The organism is Dyadobacter flavalbus (genome assembly GCF_006149045.1).
Classification (GTDB): domain Bacteria; phylum Bacteroidota; class Bacteroidia; order Cytophagales; family Spirosomataceae; genus Dyadobacter; species Dyadobacter flavalbus.
The window spans coordinates 661,229-676,692 of sequence record NZ_VBSN01000038.1; the positions used below are offsets into that span (position 1 = coordinate 661,229).

At 44.8% G+C, this 15,464-nt stretch carries 14 protein-coding genes; 7 read left to right on the top strand and 7 right to left on the bottom strand.

Annotated elements, in window-relative coordinates; genetic code table 11:
- Nucleotides 1-5: 5 nt before the first annotated feature.
- The 4 genes from iolD to FEM33_RS14430 all read left to right on the top strand — a co-directional run bounded on the left by iolD (nt 6) and on the right by FEM33_RS14430 (nt 7,681).
- On the top strand, nt 6-1,871 hold the full coding sequence (gene iolD / locus FEM33_RS14415; RefSeq protein ID WP_139012697.1) for a 3D-(3,5/4)-trihydroxycyclohexane-1,2-dione acylhydrolase (decyclizing): 1,866 nt from the start codon (nt 6-8) through the stop codon (nt 1,869-1,871).
- 112 nt (nt 1,872-1,983) lie between these two features.
- Nucleotides 1,984-2,886 carry a myo-inosose-2 dehydratase gene (iolE, locus tag FEM33_RS14420; protein WP_139012698.1) on the top strand — a complete coding sequence of 301 codons (903 nt, stop codon included), beginning with the start codon at nt 1,984-1,986 and terminating at the stop codon, nt 2,884-2,886.
- Between the two features lie 1,130 nt (nt 2,887-4,016).
- Nucleotides 4,017-5,471 (top strand): S41 family peptidase, encoded by a 1,455-nt coding sequence (locus FEM33_RS14425; RefSeq protein WP_139012699.1) that lies wholly within the window; start codon nt 4,017-4,019, stop codon nt 5,469-5,471.
- 221 nt (nt 5,472-5,692) lie between these two features.
- Nucleotides 5,693-7,681, top strand: coding sequence for a T9SS type B sorting domain-containing protein (locus FEM33_RS14430; RefSeq protein ID WP_139012700.1), 1,989 nt, complete (start codon nt 5,693-5,695; stop codon nt 7,679-7,681).
- Nucleotides 7,682-7,735: 54 nt separating this feature from the next.
- Here the strand turns inward: FEM33_RS14430 and FEM33_RS14435 are convergent, their stop codons facing one another.
- Nucleotides 7,736-8,719: an acyl-ACP desaturase gene (locus FEM33_RS14435; RefSeq protein WP_139012701.1), complete on the bottom strand. Its 984-nt coding sequence runs from the start codon at nt 8,717-8,719 to the stop codon at nt 7,736-7,738.
- 142 nt (nt 8,720-8,861) lie between these two features.
- Here FEM33_RS14435 and FEM33_RS14440 point away from each other — a divergent pair, with 142 nt between their 5' ends.
- Nucleotides 8,862-9,605 (top strand): lysophospholipid acyltransferase family protein, encoded by a 744-nt coding sequence (locus FEM33_RS14440; RefSeq protein WP_139012702.1) that lies wholly within the window; start codon nt 8,862-8,864, stop codon nt 9,603-9,605.
- 89 nt (nt 9,606-9,694) lie between these two features.
- Nucleotides 9,695-10,108, top strand: a complete 414-nt coding sequence (locus FEM33_RS14445) for a hypothetical protein (protein ID WP_139012703.1) — start codon at nt 9,695-9,697, stop codon at nt 10,106-10,108.
- A gap of 61 nt (nt 10,109-10,169) precedes the next feature.
- Here FEM33_RS14445 and FEM33_RS14450 read toward each other — a convergent pair whose 3' ends face one another.
- The 3 genes from FEM33_RS14450 to FEM33_RS14460 are packed head-to-tail and all read right to left on the bottom strand — an operon-like array spanning nt 10,170 to nt 11,694.
- The gene (locus FEM33_RS14450; RefSeq protein ID WP_139012704.1) at nt 10,170-10,619 is read right to left on the bottom strand and encodes a GNAT family N-acetyltransferase; all 450 of its coding nucleotides are present in this window, start codon (nt 10,617-10,619) and stop codon (nt 10,170-10,172) included.
- Nucleotides 10,620-10,623: 4 nt separating this feature from the next.
- Nucleotides 10,624-11,283, bottom strand: coding sequence for an oxidoreductase (locus FEM33_RS14455; RefSeq protein WP_139012705.1), 660 nt, complete (start codon nt 11,281-11,283; stop codon nt 10,624-10,626).
- A 39-nt stretch (nt 11,284-11,322) separates the two neighbouring features.
- On the bottom strand, nt 11,323-11,694 hold the full coding sequence (locus FEM33_RS14460) for a hypothetical protein (RefSeq protein WP_139012706.1): 372 nt from the start codon (nt 11,692-11,694) through the stop codon (nt 11,323-11,325).
- Nucleotides 11,695-11,972: 278 nt separating this feature from the next.
- Here FEM33_RS14460 and FEM33_RS14465 point away from each other — a divergent pair, with 278 nt between their 5' ends.
- Nucleotides 11,973-12,185, top strand: coding sequence for a hypothetical protein (locus tag FEM33_RS14465; RefSeq protein ID WP_139012707.1), 213 nt, complete (start codon nt 11,973-11,975; stop codon nt 12,183-12,185).
- A gap of 38 nt (nt 12,186-12,223) precedes the next feature.
- On the opposite strand, the gene FEM33_RS14470 is transcribed toward FEM33_RS14465, so the two are convergent.
- The 3 genes from FEM33_RS14470 to FEM33_RS14480 all read right to left on the bottom strand — a co-directional run bounded on the left by FEM33_RS14470 (nt 12,224) and on the right by FEM33_RS14480 (nt 15,422).
- A complete protein-coding gene (locus tag FEM33_RS14470) occupies nt 12,224-13,984 on the bottom strand; it encodes a glycoside hydrolase family 9 protein (protein ID WP_139012708.1) in 1,761 nt (586 codons plus the stop codon).
- 171 nt (nt 13,985-14,155) lie between these two features.
- Nucleotides 14,156-14,569: a Dabb family protein gene (locus FEM33_RS14475; RefSeq protein WP_139012709.1), complete on the bottom strand. Its 414-nt coding sequence runs from the start codon at nt 14,567-14,569 to the stop codon at nt 14,156-14,158.
- A gap of 283 nt (nt 14,570-14,852) precedes the next feature.
- The gene (locus FEM33_RS14480; RefSeq protein WP_201747753.1) at nt 14,853-15,422 is read right to left on the bottom strand and encodes a DUF1697 domain-containing protein; all 570 of its coding nucleotides are present in this window, start codon (nt 15,420-15,422) and stop codon (nt 14,853-14,855) included.
- Nucleotides 15,423-15,464: the final 42 nt, after the last annotated feature.

The window sequence follows — 15,464 nt, forward strand, 5'->3', positions numbered from 1 at the left end:
CAAATATGACAAGAAGACTTACCGTAGCGCAGGCTACCATAACTTTTTTGAAAAATCAGTACATTGAAAGAGATGGCGTGGAACAGCCTTATTTCGGCGGTTGTTTCGGGATATTCGGACATGGAAATGTGGCTGGTCTGGGTCAGGCTTTGCAGGAAAATCCTGACTTTCGTTACTATCAATGCCGGAACGAGCAATCGATGGTGCATACCGCAGTTGCTTATGCCAAAGTAAAAAACAGGCTGGGCGCCTTTGTATGCACCACTTCCATCGGGCCGGGCGCAACCAATATGATCACCGGCGCTGCGCTTGCAACCATCAACAGACTTCCTGTTTTGCTGTTGCCCGGGGATATTTTTGCCACACGCGAGCCAAACCCCGTTTTACAACAACTTGAAAGTGCCGGAACGCAGGATATTTCAGTAAATGACTGCTTCAAGCCTGTTTCCAAATATTGGGACCGGATCAATCGACCGGAGCAACTGATTTATTCCTTACCCGAAGTCATGCGCGTGCTTACTTCCCAAGCGGAAATGGGTGCAGTTACTTTGTCGATGCCGCAAGATGTGCAGACACATGCATACGATTTTCCCGAAGCACTGTTTCAGAAAAAAGTATGGCATATCGGAAGGCCGCGGCCCGATCTGGACCATTTGAAAAAAGCGGCGGAATGGATAAAAGCTGCAAAAAATCCGGTTATTGTAGCCGGCGGCGGAGCCATTTACAGCGATGCCTGCGACCGACTGCATGAGTTTGCAACGAAAACGGGGATTCCGGTTGGAGAGACTTTTGCCGGAAAAGGTGCCGTGCGTTATGATGCGCCTTACAGCATCGGCGGGCTCGGTGCCACGGGAACCAAATACGCCATTGAAATTGCCAATGAAGCCGACATGGTTATTGGCATCGGAACGCGTTACAGTGATTTTACGACGGCATCGAAATCCATCTTTAAAAATCCGGAAGTTAAGTTTATTAACATCAATATCAGCGAGTTCGATGCATTCAAACATGCGGCATTGCCGCTGACAGGCGATGCAAAAGCTACATTGGAGGAACTGATGTCACTGCTGGAAAACTTTGAAGTGGATGCAGCATACCGCAAACGTATTGCCGGCATGAACAAGGCCTGGGATGATGAAGTAACCCAAATCTATGCAGAAGGAAACAGCACGGATCCTCCTATTGACCAAGCCGTTGTCATCGGTACGTTAAACAGCTTTATGGATGACCGTGATGTTATGATCAACGCATCCGGAAGTGCGCCGGGCGATTTGCACAAGTTATGGCGGGCAACTGATCCTAAAAACTTTCATCTGGAGTATGGATTTTCCTGCATGGGCTATGAAATTGCTGCCGGAATGGGCGCCAAAATGGCTGATCCGAGCCGCGAAATTTATGTGATCTGCGGTGACGGCGGCTATCTGATGAACAATCATGAAATCATTACTTCTATTCAGGAAGGTGTCCGGTTTACCATTTTGCTGCTGAACAACAACGGTTATGCAAGTATCGGCGGACTTTCCGAAAGTATTGGAAGTGAACGCTTTGGAACCATGTATAAATATCGTGACGAGAATTCCGGGCAGCTGTCTGGCAGTTTCCTTCCCGTCGATCTGGCTAAAAATGCAGAAAGCCTGGGTGCAATCGTGATCAAGGCAACCGACAAAGATTCTCTGGAAGAGGCACTTTCACAGGCCAGATCCAATGAACGCACAACGGTCATTTACATTGAAACCAGTTTGTACCGGACTGTAAAGGGATATAATGCATGGTGGGAAGTTCCGATTGCCGAAGTCTCCGCTTCTCCAAGTGTACAAAAAGCATATGAAACTTACCGCAACAACAAGAAAGAACAAAGGATATTTTTATAATGGATAAAAGGAGGAAAGAAGGAAGGAAAAAGGAAAAAGGAATAAGGAATAAGTTTCCTCCACCTTTTCCCCCTTCCACCTTTTATCCCTTTTTCCTTTTCCCCCTTACAACATGAATTTTGATAATATAAAACTCGGCGTTGCTCCTATCATCTGGACCAACGATGACATGCCTGAACTGGGCGGTGAAAATACTTTTGAGCAATGCGTAAGTGAAATGGCACTGGCCGGATTTACTGGCTGTGAAGTGGGAAACAAGTTTCCACGTGATGTAAATATTCTTAAAAAAGCATTAGATCTCAGAGGATTACAGATCTGCAATCAATGGAACAGCTATGAACTGACTACCAAAAGTTTTGCCGAAAACAGAGAAAACTTCATTAAACTTCTGGACTTTCTGGAAATCATGGGTACCAAAGTCATCGGCGGCGGCGAAACCGGAAACAGCTGTCAGGGACAAATGACTGTTCCCGTTTTTGAAGGAAAAGGCTTGCTGAATACGAGTGAAGAATGGAACAGTTTTACTTTCGGCCTGAATGAACTGGGTAAAATAGCTCGTGACCGTGGCCTGAAACTGGCATTTCATCACCATATGGGTACGTGCATCCAGACCTTGGAAGAGACTGACAGATTGCTTCATGAAACCGATCCTGAAAATGTTTTCCTGAATTACGACTGCGGTCACTTTTACTTTGCAGGTGAAGATCCGGTTGCTGCACTGCAAAAATACATTGGCCGGACTGCTCACATCCATTTGAAGGATGTGCGTCAGCATATTTTGCAAAGCGTACATGATGACCGTTTGAGTTTTCTGAGTGCAGTAAAGAAAGGTGTCTTCACCGTTCCCGGCGATCCGGAAGGCTGCATTGATTTTCCTGCTCTTTTTTCCATTATCAAAAGCAGCGATTACCACGGCTGGATTGTGCTGGAAGCTGAACAAGACCCATCCAAAGCCAATCCGCTGGAATATGCCATGATTGCTAGGAAATACTTCAGAGATCTTACCGGCATTTGATTTATACATTCAGGCTAAAAGCCTTCCTTGGCATGACTGCATTTTGCGTTTTCTACAAACAGAAGGCTCCTCCGGAGCCGTATTGCAGGCCCGGAGGGCCTTCCTGTTTGTAGCAAAATATTTTATTACATGTTTTTCAATTCCTGCGGAGTGGCCTTGATGCGCGAATCAGGCGGCTCCGCAGGAGCCTTCCTTTACACGCTTCATTTGCGTTTGCTACAAACAGAAGGCTCCTCCGGAGCCGTATTGCAGGCCCGGAGGGCCTTCCTGTTTGTAGCAAAGCATATGGTTACATTTTTTTAACTCCTGCGGGGTAGCCTTGACGCGAGAATCAGGCGGCTCCGCGGGAGCCTTCATCTGCACCGCTCTGTTTCAGAGCTACAAACAGAAGGCTCCTCCGGAGCCGTATTGCAGGTCTGGAGAGCCTTCCTGTTTGTAGCAAAATATTTTATTACATGTTTTTCAATTCCTGCGGAGTGGCCTTGATGCGCGAATCAGGCGGCTCCGCAGGAGCCTTCCTTTACACGCTTCATTTGCGTTTGCTACAAACAGAAGGCTCCTCCGGAGCCGTATTGCAGGCCCGGAGGGCCTTCCTGTTTGTAGCAAAGCATATGGTTACATTTTTTTAACTCCTGCGGGGTAGCCTTGACGCGAGAATCAGGCGGCTCCGCGGGAGCCTTCATCTGCACCGCTCTGTTTCAGAGCTACAAACAGAAGGCTCCTCCGGAGCCGTATTGCTTGCCCGGAGGGCCTTCCTGTTTGTAGCAAAGCATATGGTTACATTTTTTTTAACTCCTGTGGAGTGGCCTTGACGCGAGAATCAGGCGGCTCCGCAGGAGCCTTCCTTTACACGCTTCATTTGCGTTTGCTACAAACAGAAGGCTCCTCCGTAGCCGTATTGCAGGCCCGGAGGGCCTTCCTGTTTGTAGAAAGCATATGGTTACATTTTTTTCAACTCCTGCGGAGTGGCCTTGATGCGCGAATCAGGCGGCTCCGAAGGATCTTTTTTTTAAATATTCTGCGCCACACTTTTCTTTTGACATACGTAATTACAATTGCCTTCGTTAATCTACCCAAACCCGGAACCGCCTATGAACCACTGGTTACTTAAATTTAAATACTGATCCAATATGTTACTATTCAGAAAGTTTAATACATACATTTTTCTTACCCTTGCCGTATTTTCCCTTAGTTGCAAAAACAATGATGTTGAGCCTGTTGCAGAAACCGCAGTAGATACAACCACCATCACCAGCAATAAGGATGTCAATAGCTGGCTTTACGAGATCATGAATGACGCTTACTTCTGGTATAAAGAAATGCCTGCAGAATCCAGCCTCGACAAAAACATGGATCCTGATAAATTCTTTGAAAAACTGGTTTATCAAAGACAAACTGTTGACAGATTTTCCGGCGTTACAGATGATATTGATGCCTTGCAGAATGAATTCAACGGAATCAGCAAGATTTTCGGGATCAGCTATTCGCTTTCCTATATCGATGACAGCAAGTCCAGCATTGCTGCGTTCCTTAATTATGTCGTAAAAGGAAGCCCGGCAGCTGCGGCAGGATTGAAAAGAGGCGACATCATCCTGAAAGTAAACGGAACGCAGCTGACATCTGATAATTACAGTGCACTTCTCGGAAACAATGAAACTGTGACATTGACCCTTGGAACGCTTACCGGAACAGCCATAACAGCCTCAAACACAACATTGACCATTACAAAAGCAGAAGTAAATGAAGATCCGGTTGCATTTTCAGGCGTAATTTCAAAAACGGCTTACGGAAAAACAATCGGATATCTGGTTTATACGCAGTTTGTGCCGGGTACAACCGCCGATGAAGAGAAATATGATAATGAACTTCGTCAGGTCTTTGCTGATTTCAAAAGCAAGGGCGTTAATGAACTGGTTCTGGATCTGAGGCTGAATTCCGGCGGGTACATCAGTTCGGCGGAAACACTTGCTTCACTGATCGGTAAAAATGTGTCAAGCTCAAAAATATTCTATACCGAGCAGTGGAATGACAAATACAACGCATACTGGAACAAGACCAACGGTACAAATGCATTGAAATACAATTTTCAAAGTGAAACCAATAATATCGGCAGCAATCTGAGCCGCGTATTTGTGCTGACATCCAATGCTACTGCTTCTGCAAGTGAATTGGTAATCAACGGTCTGAAACCCTACATGGATGTAGTTACAATCGGTGAGCATACGGCAGGCAAAAACCTTTTCGGTTCGTTGATTAACGATGATCAGAAACGCTGGAACTGGGGCGCCTACATTATGCTCGGACAAACTGCCAATGCAAACGGCGAATCGGATTACGGCACTGTAAACGGAATGACGCCGACTTACCTTGTCGAAGATTCAGCCGTTCCATATAAAGCGTTTGGTGACGAAAACGAAACCTTGTTCCGCAAAGCGCTGGATGTAATGGGAATTCCAGCCGATGTAAATGCCAGAACAAGCGCCGTTAGAAAGGTTGTTTCCATTCAGAAACAGCTTCGGGATAATCTTAAAGTCAGTCCGGCGCTGATGCTTAAAAAAGGGGTGTTAAAATCCACAGACCTGTAAGCTGCACTTTTTTGGATAAAACACAAAACAGACATGGATATTCCGTGTCTGTTTTGTGTTTTATAGCGTTTAGTAAAAAATGTAAACAAATAATCGTTTTGACCGGAATTGCCGTAATTTTATTTAACAACTTTGCCTGATTCAATTTTTTGGCCTGGCCCGGTATTTCGTTTCAGGCAGCTTTACTCACGTTCGATTTTACTTCTGAATTCGGTTTTGGTATGAATATAAAACTACTTTTTTTTACCTGTTTTTCTCTTTTCATTCATGCTGTCGCAGCGCAGAAAATCAGCCATACTTATCGATTTTATGAAAATCTGGAAGTAGCCAAACCGGAATGCGGCCCGGAGCTTCAACCCGCGCAGGCACTAGGCTCCTGTAATGCCGGTTCTTCTCCCGGTGGCTTTATAAAAGACGGACTTCCCTGCGGCATACAAAGAAGCGTTTACCATAACGCGCTCAACTGGGGACTTGCGTATCCGAATACCGAAGGGGCAATTACAGATAATTACACCATTCAGATGTATGTCAAGGTTACGGACTGGGGTTTAACATGGACCCGCATTATTGACTTTTCCAACGGCGTTGATGATGTTGGAATTTACTTTAAAGACATTGACGGGTCGAGTGACCGCTGTATGGATTTTTACCCAACCGGCATTGCGGGCCAATGTCCTTTTTTTAACAATGACGAGTATTACCTTTTAACATTTACCCGGAACGGACAGTCAAAAATTATGGAAGTTTATGTCAATAATATTTTGTTTGTCACATTTAATGATACCGACGGATTGTATGTTGGAAAAGCAGGAACGCCGATCTATATTTTCAGAGATGATGAATCTGTAACCTGTGAGTCGGGTGAAGCTAACTTTGCATACATAAATTTCAGTAATGAAATTTCCTCACAAGCGGATGTAAACAAAGTATATTCTGAGTTATGCTTTGTAGCAAATATTAATCCTTATGCGGATTTTTCAATTTCGCCCAATCCAAGCTGCGGCATTCCGCAAAATATCGACATCAAATATACAGGCAACATTCCCGCTCCCGGCACAGGCTATACTTTTGCCTGGGACTGGGATGGCGGCAAAGTCGTTTCCGGCTCGGGAATGGGTCCTTATGTTGTGACCTGGGATAACGGCGGAACCAAAAATATAACCCTCACTGTAACAAACACTGCCTGCGGAAATTCTTTGATAAACCGTAAACAGGCCATTATCAGTGATCTGAATATGACTACGTCACTGATCGCCGGCAGTTGTGAGGACAATACAGAAGCAACTTTGACGGTCAATGCAGCAGCCGGTCTTGCTCCGTACCAGTACTCCATTGATTCGGTTAATTACCAGACAGACAATACTTTCAAACTGACGCCCGCTGTTTACAAGGTTTTTGTCAAAGACGCCAACAATTGTACGGTTCAAAAGGAAATCAAGGTGGAATTTGAAAATAACCTCATCGTTTCCACGATTGCCGATGCTTCCATTTGTGTTGGTCAAACTGTAAACCTGACCACAAACAGCAATGCCCAGCAATATTCATGGTCGCCGCAAACCGGTCTTGATAACCCGAATGTCAAAGATCCGGTTGCCAGTCCGAATGTCACTACACAGTACATTGTAACGGCCGGTCAGGGTAATTGTACGCAGCAGGATACGGTGACGATTACGGTTGTTACGGCGCTGGAACTGGCTGTTACGCCGGATGCAACCGTCAGCTACAATGTTCCGTTTCAGCTTGCGGTGTCTTCACCGCAGATCCCGAATGCTGCCGACGCAACTTACTTGTGGTCGCCTCCCGCCGGCCTGAACAACCCGGCAAGCCCGAACCCGATTGCCACTTTGCAGGAAGATCAGACCTACACGGTCAATGTAACGACCGCATCCGGGTGCGCAGGTTCAGCGAGCGTTAACCTGCTTGTCACCAGAAACGGCAACATCAGTATGCCGACGGCATTTACGCCCGATGGCGACGGCAAAAATGAAGTATTGACGCCCGTGGTTTTCAGCATTGCATCCCTTTCCTATTTCAAGGTTTACAACCGCTGGGGTGAAGTTGTATTTTACACTAATCAGCTGGGTCAGGGCTGGGACGGAAGTTTTAAAGGGTCAAAGCCGATCGGCGGATATTATGTGTGGGAAATTGAAGGCACAGCGGAAGACGGCAAGAAAATCCGTAAAAAAGGGTCTGTTCTGCTGATTAAATAACAACAAAAAAGCCTTCGCAAACGAAGGCTTTTTTGTTGTAAGATATTGAAGTTGCTAGCTTATCCAGCTGAATTCGTATTGCAGTTCAGGAATGCGTGTACGGTCTGCGATTCTTTTCAAACGTGCCGGAAGCGCCATCAGGTAATCTCTTGCTTTTTCAGCCTTTTCATTAACGTTCCTGACCGCCCCAATTTCCCATTCTGAAAGCAAGGATTCCAGAATCTCGATGTAATCGTTGGTTGTATAAACGCCAAGCCTCTGAGCCGCATCCGAAAAATGAGAAAAAGTATCTCCCATTTTCACACCGGATTCACGCATGAAATGAGCCGGCATAACAATTTTTTTCCGCATCATATCTTCCAGTGCAATCAAAAGCTCGGAGGGATCCACTTCAAGGATCCGGCTTACAAATGCCTTGTAGGCCTTTGCATGACGCATTTCATCCGAAGCAATGACACCGCAGATTTTGGATAAATGCGGATTTCCGAACTTCTTTGCAAGCGTTGCCGTACGCCGGTGCGAAACATTGGTTGCCAGCTCCTGAAACGAAGTATAAATAAAGTTTCTGTAAGGATCACGATCTGTGCCGATGTCGAAGCCGTCTGCAATAAGAAATTGGGTGGACACTTCCATGGCCCGCATGTTTACACGTCCGGACAAATACAGATATTTGTTCAGCAAGTCGCCATGACGATTTTCCTCGGCAGTCCAGCTGCGCACCCACTGCGACCATCCCGAAGGATTATCCACCTGATCCACACCGATGACATCCATTAGCCAGGATTCGTAAGTCGGCAGTGCCTCTTCTGTAATTGTATCTCCGATCAGTACTGCTATGTAATCGTAAGGCAGATCGCGGCAGCTTTCCTGCAGCAATTTGACTTCAGTAAGAAAGTTATCTTTGGTAGAATCAGGTAAAAAATCAGTAGGCTGCCAGTTTTCTTCAATTGGCTTAAGGTATTCTGCCATCAGCATATCCAGATCTTTTCCTACATGTTGCATGACTTCAAGTCTCTCTGCTGAAAGTGCGGTGTCCATTGTTATTGAGGTTTAAACGCTTGATGTATTTTTACAAAGTACGTGAAATAAAAGTAAGTATTGAACGATCAATAACTTTTTACTTCGTTACAAATTAGGATAAACAAAGCAGTTTTGAACTATTTTTGCAGAAAAAACCGGAATGAAAAAAATCCTTGACTACCCTCTCAGTATTATTTACCTAATTCATTTTGGATTAACCCTGCTTGTCTTTCACGTTATTCAGGTTATCGCTTATAATGTTTTCGGCAAGAAAGTCCACAAGGTTGCAGTTGATATCCTCAACTTCTTTCTGACATTCGGAATTTACCTTACCTATTCCCGGATTTCACTCGTTAACCACACCGTTATTCCGGATAACCGGACTATCATTTTCGTAGCCAATCACCAGAGTACATTTGATATTCCGGCATTGATCTGGCTTCTGAGGAAATATCATCCCCGTTTTGTCTCCAAAATAGAACTCTCAAAAGGCGTTCCAAGCATTTCCTATAACCTTCGTAAAAGCGGCGCCGCACTCATTAACCGCAAGGACAGCAAACAGGCTGTGATGGAAATTTCCCGGCTGGGCAAACTGATTTTCGAGGAAAAATCCTCAGCCATTATTTTTCCGGAAGGCACGCGTACGGCTAGCGGCATTATGAAACCGTTCATTGCAGGCGGCGTGGCAACCCTGCTCAAACGTGCTCCGGATGCGCTCGTTGTTCCCATAGCCATTGCCGGAACCGGCGCATTCAATCCCAAAGGAATATTTCCGCTGAAATCTTTTTCCGATCTCTCCTGGACTGTGCTGCCGGGCATCGAACCCGCCGGCAGAAAAGTAGAAGACATACTTGAAGAAGCGCAGGAAGCCATCCGCTCGTCCATCGGCACGCCACGTGCATAAGTTATTTTTCCTTAACAATCATTAACAACCTGCTTTTAAACCTCATTGCATCGCGGCGCTCTAACCCATGAACTTTAAATTTATTAGTCATGAAAAAGATATTTGTTGCCGCCGTAATGTTCGCTTTAAGTTTCACAGGTGCTTCCGCCCAGTATCCGTACAATGACCGTTATGACCACCGGGATTACAATAACCGCGATCGTTATAACCAGGATTACCGCCATGACCGGTCTTCGGAAATAGGCTACCTGCAGAGAGAAGTACGTCAGGAAATTTCAACAGGCATCCAGCGCGGAACACTGAATTCCCGTGAAGCCAGTGCACTCATGAACCAGTATGAAAGAATTGAAGCCATGGAAAGGAAGTTCAGCCACCGCGGCCGTCTGTCTCCGCGCGAAACCCGGATTCTGCGGGAAGATCTGGAAAGGCTGATGGCGGATACACGCAGAATGAGCAGCCGGAGAGGCGATCACTGGGCACGCGACCGCAGATACAGATATTAAGAGCAGTTGAAGGTTTAGGGTAATGCAAAAAGCATCCGGTCCGTGACCGGATGCTTTTTTATCATGCATTCCTGAAATACCGCACAAGCTTTACATGCGACTTTTCAAACCCTTCCCGCTGGTAAAAACGATGCGCATTTTCACGCGTGTTGCGCGATGTCACTTCCATCTGAACGGCTCCCTGGCTTTTTGCAAATGCAGTTACATGCTCCATCAGCGCTTTTCCGATTTTGGCCGAACGATAATCCGGTTCCACATACATTTCCTGAATTTCAGAAACCAGTGCCGCATGATGCAGCAAAGGCTGAATATGGCAGCTCACCATACCGACGGGATTTCCGTTCAGCTCGGCAATGAAGTACTGAATGTTGTCACTTTTCAGATTTGCACGGAATACCTTGTTGAATGCCGTACGGTCCATTTCCATATTTTCAAGGCCGCAGATCATTCTATAAATTATTTCTTCATCTTCGCCGGCTACGGTTCTGATTTTCAGTGTTTCCAAATTCATCTGACTAATATTGCTGTAATGCTGCAGAATCGTGTATAAATATACCCTTTTCAGGTTTCATGGCCAGTGACACCATGGCACGGGCCACTTTGGAAGATTCAATGGCTTTGTACTTTTTCAGAGAGCCGTTCATGAAAGGAGCAAACAAGTTGGAAAACACCTCACCTATCTTCTCACCCAACCGGCTTTCTGCTCTCTTGCCCAGCAGCAACGAAGGCTGAAGAATATGTAACGAATCAAATTTCATTGCAGCCAGCTTTTCCTGCACTTCACCTTTGATGCGGTTATAAAAAAATACCGATTTGGTATCTGCTCCCATTGCCGTCACAATCAGGTATTTTTCAGCACCGTTTATCTTTGCAAATTCTGCAATCCTGACAGGATAATCCAGATCTACTTTTTTAAATGCTTCTTGCGAGCCCGCTTTTTTAATGGTTGTTCCAAGACAGCAGAAAATATCATCCGCCCGGATCAGTGTGCGGTCGGGCTTATCAAAATCCGTGATAATTTCCGTAAGCCTGGGATTGCTGATGTTCAGCGGCCTTCTGGTCAGAACTTTTACTTCCGAATAATACGGAGTTTCCAGCAGGTTCTGAAGTACTTGCTGTCCGACCAGACCGGTTGCGCCGGCGAGTAATGCAGTTTTTGAAATTTCTTCTGGCATAAAATCAGTAAGGTTATACCAAAAGGTACGAATTATAAGCTACTTTTCAGGCCATAAGATCGTTTTTTTGCCCGAAGCATCGTTAATCAAAGCCCAGAACTCCTTTAATTCCTGTTCTGTAAATTTGCTTATATCAACACGGGAGCCGTCACATTCATAATTGACACAGCCGTAACAGGACATATATAAAGTATTGTAATTGAAAATAGGCCGGCCTTTGAATTCCAGGAGCTTAACCGTCAGGATATTGGCCTCTTTATCATCAATTGCTTTTTCAATCAGATTTTTAAGCCACGGAAGGTTACGGACCGGATCGTTTACACCGCAAACCGAAACATTGGAAGAAACATCTTTATCCTTACAGGATAACAGTGAACAAACGATCAGAACAGGAAGAACAAACTTTTTCATAGCATGGGCGTTCAGGATTTTCAACAACAAAAAGACACTTGTACAATCCTGTAAGTTGGAATTAGAGGATTCATTTTAATCAAACTTTTCATAAAATTATCCAAGAACAACAAATGTCCGTGAAAACAGCATTCAGAAAACAAGTGTAGAACAAACGATACATACAACCTGAGTACTTTCACCCGTTCCATCTTGCTTTTCACGTTTCACCGTTCACATCTTACGTATATAAGTCAGGAACAAAAATTGCTATCAACAAGAAAAGAACAAACATGATCATGGAAAATCAAGTGAATCCCGAAGACGTAGAAGGCGGCTCACCGACGCACGGCGGCCCGAAAGGTAAAATCAAGCAGGAAGATGACAGTCAGAAACCATCCAAAAGCCTGAAAAAAGATGCGATCAAAGATTCTGAATCGGAGAATATGAACGATAAAAAAGGCTACAACGAAACGCCTCCGACTGTTCCAATAGAATCGACCCACGAATAAAAACCCTTGCTATACAAGGGTTTTTATTCCCGGAATCTTTATTTTGATTTGCTCATAATGGCTTCCAATGCAGCTGCAAGGTAAACCATCGGCGCATTCCAGTTGATCGCTATTTCATTGGAAGCATACGAACAGTCGTCGTCCGTAAATGATTCGTCTGCAAACTTGCTCGTGTAAGTCGTGCATTTATCCTGCTGGCCGGGATTTGGTCCGCCAGAAAGCAATCCGGGAACCGGCTCAGCAATTCCATCCGCAATAGACGGCCTGTGGTGCGGGTGCATAACCTGTTTCGAACCAAAACCTGTCAGAAAACTGTAACCCGTCGCATTCCTGCCTAACAGATAATCCAGATTTTCCAGTGCGGCGTTCACGTATTTAGCGTCTTTTGTAAGCTTGTAGGCATACAGCAAGGCAATGCCCTGATTGGCCGCCACCGAGCTGCTTCCCCATGAATAATCCTTCTCCGATTTACCCATAACCGTATGATAAGGCTGTTTTTCATAATCTTGGATCAGATCATCGGAAAAGTTGAGGACGCTTTTTTTCAGATCAGATGAAAGTTTGCTTTCCATTTTCAGCTCATCCGCAAAACGCAAAAGCGTATAATATCCCAGCGCTTTCACCTGGCTCCATGTCGGCAGCGGCATGGCACGCTCGGTTTCAAGAGAAATGGTGTTCAGATATTCAGGCTTTTTGGTCAAGGCATACATTTCTGCGGCCGCCCAGATCCATTCGTCACTGACATTTTTGTCTCCGTATGCGCCGGTTACAATATCGGGATCAAACTGCTTGTTCAGTTCATTCTGATCATACATTATGGTAGGATTCTTCTTTGCCCATTGCCAGCCTTTTACCGCTGCTACAGAACAGGAATCCGCCAATCCCGGCAGCTGCGCATTGAAATTTCTTAAAATCCGGGCCGACTGCGCCATGACTGCGACAAAATCCAGCGTGGCTGCAGTGCCTTTCTGTACGACATATCTTGGATTTCTGGCGGCATCCGGCATAATCATTCCGTCGAACCTTGGGTTAGTCAGCTTGTGATAAACGCCTCCGTCCTCTGTGTCCTGCATCGTCAGCATCCAGCGAAGATTCCAGATTACTTCATCCAGCAAGTCGGGAACGGCATTGGTACTTTCGGGAATATTGGTGTTGAAATCTTCAAAATAAGCTGGAAAATCTTCGTACAACGACAACAAAGTACCCATTGTAATCCCGGAATTGACAATGTATTTATTGTAATCACCTGCATCGTACCAGCCTCGCGGCGAACGGATTACAGTATTTTCCGGCCTGCCGGCAGAAACAGCGGATGCATGGATCAGGATTTTGTCATCGGGATGTCCGGCCGGACGTGCCCATTTGCCCGCATACTTTTCAGGAAGATCGGTGGAAACACGCTGATAATAAAAGCCTTTCAATGAAGCAAGCGCTGCTTCCTTATGTACACGATCTTTAATTTCAAAAACGGGCGATTTACTGTTTGTATTTACTTCAATGTAGAATTTACCGGCTTTCTTAAAATCACTGAAATCGGCCGTTTGCGTTTTTTTTCCTGAATACGGATTGGTAACCGGTTCGCCAGATTTTCCTTTGAAAACCACTTTTCCGGAAGAAGCTTCTTTGACAGTAAAAGCGGCGTTTTTATCACCGGAAATGATTGCAATTTTCCTGCCTCCCGGATAAAAACCAACCTGATTTACCTGAACGCCGGCGTTCGGATTTTGTGCAGAAAGCGTTGGAACAAATGCAACAGAAACAAAAAAGAGCGATTTGAAAAACTTGGAAACAGCAGGCATATTTAGTGATTTAATAACAGAATAACAGTAAAGAGAAAATCACTATTTATTTTACTGGATTTTTGTTGATTTTCTCTTCTGCATATATATCTCTTTCAAGGAAGTTCCCGATCATGAAAAAGCAATCCATTTATTTTCTAATGGCTGATGGCCCTTAGAAAACCGCTGATCCTAACTGACCTTTTTAGGCCCTACTGAATCAAATACATGTACTTTCTCCCACAAATGCGAGTAGTTTTTTACAAAATCAAGATGGATCGGATGCGTCTGGTAAATTTCTTCTTCAATGATATTTTTGAAAAAACACATCCATGAAAATGTGTAATCCTTCACAATCACGCTCCTGTTTGTATTTGCCGGTTTTCCGATGTGGACGTACTGGATGGTCGGAACTTTGGCCAGCATATGCAGTCCTTCCAGAAGCTTTGCTTCATCCTGCGCGTTGTTCGGGTCTTTCAGATAAAAAAAGACGTGGTGAATAAACAATTCCTTTTCTCTTTCAGGTTCTGCGGCAAGCGGGTTTACGGCTGCCAGCGTCGCCAGGCCTGCATTTTGTAAAAACTTACGTCTTGTTTTATCTTCCATGTTTTAATAAAATGCTGTTTTTGATATTTTCTGTTTGAAGGCTTTTTCAGTGAAAGTCGATTTTCTACCGTTCAGGCTTCAAGAGTACAAATTCTTCGGGCATTGTCAAAATCCATAGCTTGCAGCTGGTTTTTAGCTGCCAGCTTTTAGCTGTTAGCGTATAATCCATGCAAGCCCGAAGCCGACCACCAGTCATCATTTACATAACAATCAATGACTAAATCGTATACAACCCATGACTATATATCCACAATCAATGACTAAAATGTAAACAACCCATGACTTAATGACCACCGTCAATGACTTTATCCTGAACCCCATCAGCCAACGCCAATACCGTTTTCCAGTTTCTTGTGGTTGCCGTTATCTTAAGTTTACTTTCAAAAAAGTTGTTATGCAGTTTGGTTTTGCCGTAGCCCGACGGACAAAACAGGTAAATTACTTTATCCGCGAGTACAAATTCATCGGGCAAGTATTTGGCGGGATCCATTTTCACCCACTTTTCGGAATCCGGTTTTTCAAACAGAAACGTAACATGCAGCTGCGAAGTATCTTCATTTCTGCCATTCAGAAAAGGATTGTCCTGCCGGATTTCCATAAATTTTGAACGTTCCATTACAAGAACCGGAACATGCATGTTCAGTTCCTTACTGATCATATTCCTGATTTTGTCTGCCAGATCCCGGCAAGTCAGGTTCTGATGTGTAAAAACTACATTTCCGCTCTGAATATAGGTTTTCACTGCTTCACAGCCCGCCGCTTCAAACAATGTCTGAAGTACCGGCATTTTAATCATATTGCTTCCGCTGACATTGATGCCTCTCAACAGGGCGATATAGGTTGTTTTGCTCACAGGATTACGTAAAAAAACAACGCCCCTAAATGGAGGCGTTGT

Excerpts from the sequence above, each read along its gene's own strand:
- FEM33_RS14445 (WP_139012703.1), top strand. The coding sequence starts at position 9,695 with ATGAAAAAGATATTTGTTGCCGCCGTAATGTTCGCTTTAAGTTTCACA.
- iolD (WP_139012697.1), top strand. The coding sequence starts at position 6 with ATGACAAGAAGACTTACCGTAGCGCAGGCTACCATAACTTTTTTGAAA.
- FEM33_RS14460 (WP_139012706.1), bottom strand. The coding sequence starts at position 11,694 with ATGAAAAAGTTTGTTCTTCCTGTTCTGATCGTTTGTTCACTGTTATCC.
- FEM33_RS14435 (WP_139012701.1), bottom strand. The coding sequence starts at position 8,719 with ATGGACACCGCACTTTCAGCAGAGAGACTTGAAGTCATGCAACATGTA.
- FEM33_RS14475 (WP_139012709.1), bottom strand. The coding sequence starts at position 14,569 with ATGGAAGATAAAACAAGACGTAAGTTTTTACAAAATGCAGGCCTGGCG.
- FEM33_RS14450 (WP_139012704.1), bottom strand. The coding sequence starts at position 10,619 with ATGAATTTGGAAACACTGAAAATCAGAACCGTAGCCGGCGAAGATGAA.
- iolE (WP_139012698.1), top strand. The coding sequence starts at position 1,984 with ATGAATTTTGATAATATAAAACTCGGCGTTGCTCCTATCATCTGGACC.
- FEM33_RS14425 (WP_139012699.1), top strand. The coding sequence starts at position 4,017 with ATGTTACTATTCAGAAAGTTTAATACATACATTTTTCTTACCCTTGCC.
- FEM33_RS14470 (WP_139012708.1), bottom strand. The coding sequence starts at position 13,984 with ATGCCTGCTGTTTCCAAGTTTTTCAAATCGCTCTTTTTTGTTTCTGTT.
- FEM33_RS14440 (WP_139012702.1), top strand. The coding sequence starts at position 8,862 with ATGAAAAAAATCCTTGACTACCCTCTCAGTATTATTTACCTAATTCAT.
- FEM33_RS14465 (WP_139012707.1), top strand. The coding sequence starts at position 11,973 with ATGGAAAATCAAGTGAATCCCGAAGACGTAGAAGGCGGCTCACCGACG.
- FEM33_RS14430 (WP_139012700.1), top strand. The coding sequence starts at position 5,693 with ATGAATATAAAACTACTTTTTTTTACCTGTTTTTCTCTTTTCATTCAT.
- FEM33_RS14455 (WP_139012705.1), bottom strand. The coding sequence starts at position 11,283 with ATGCCAGAAGAAATTTCAAAAACTGCATTACTCGCCGGCGCAACCGGT.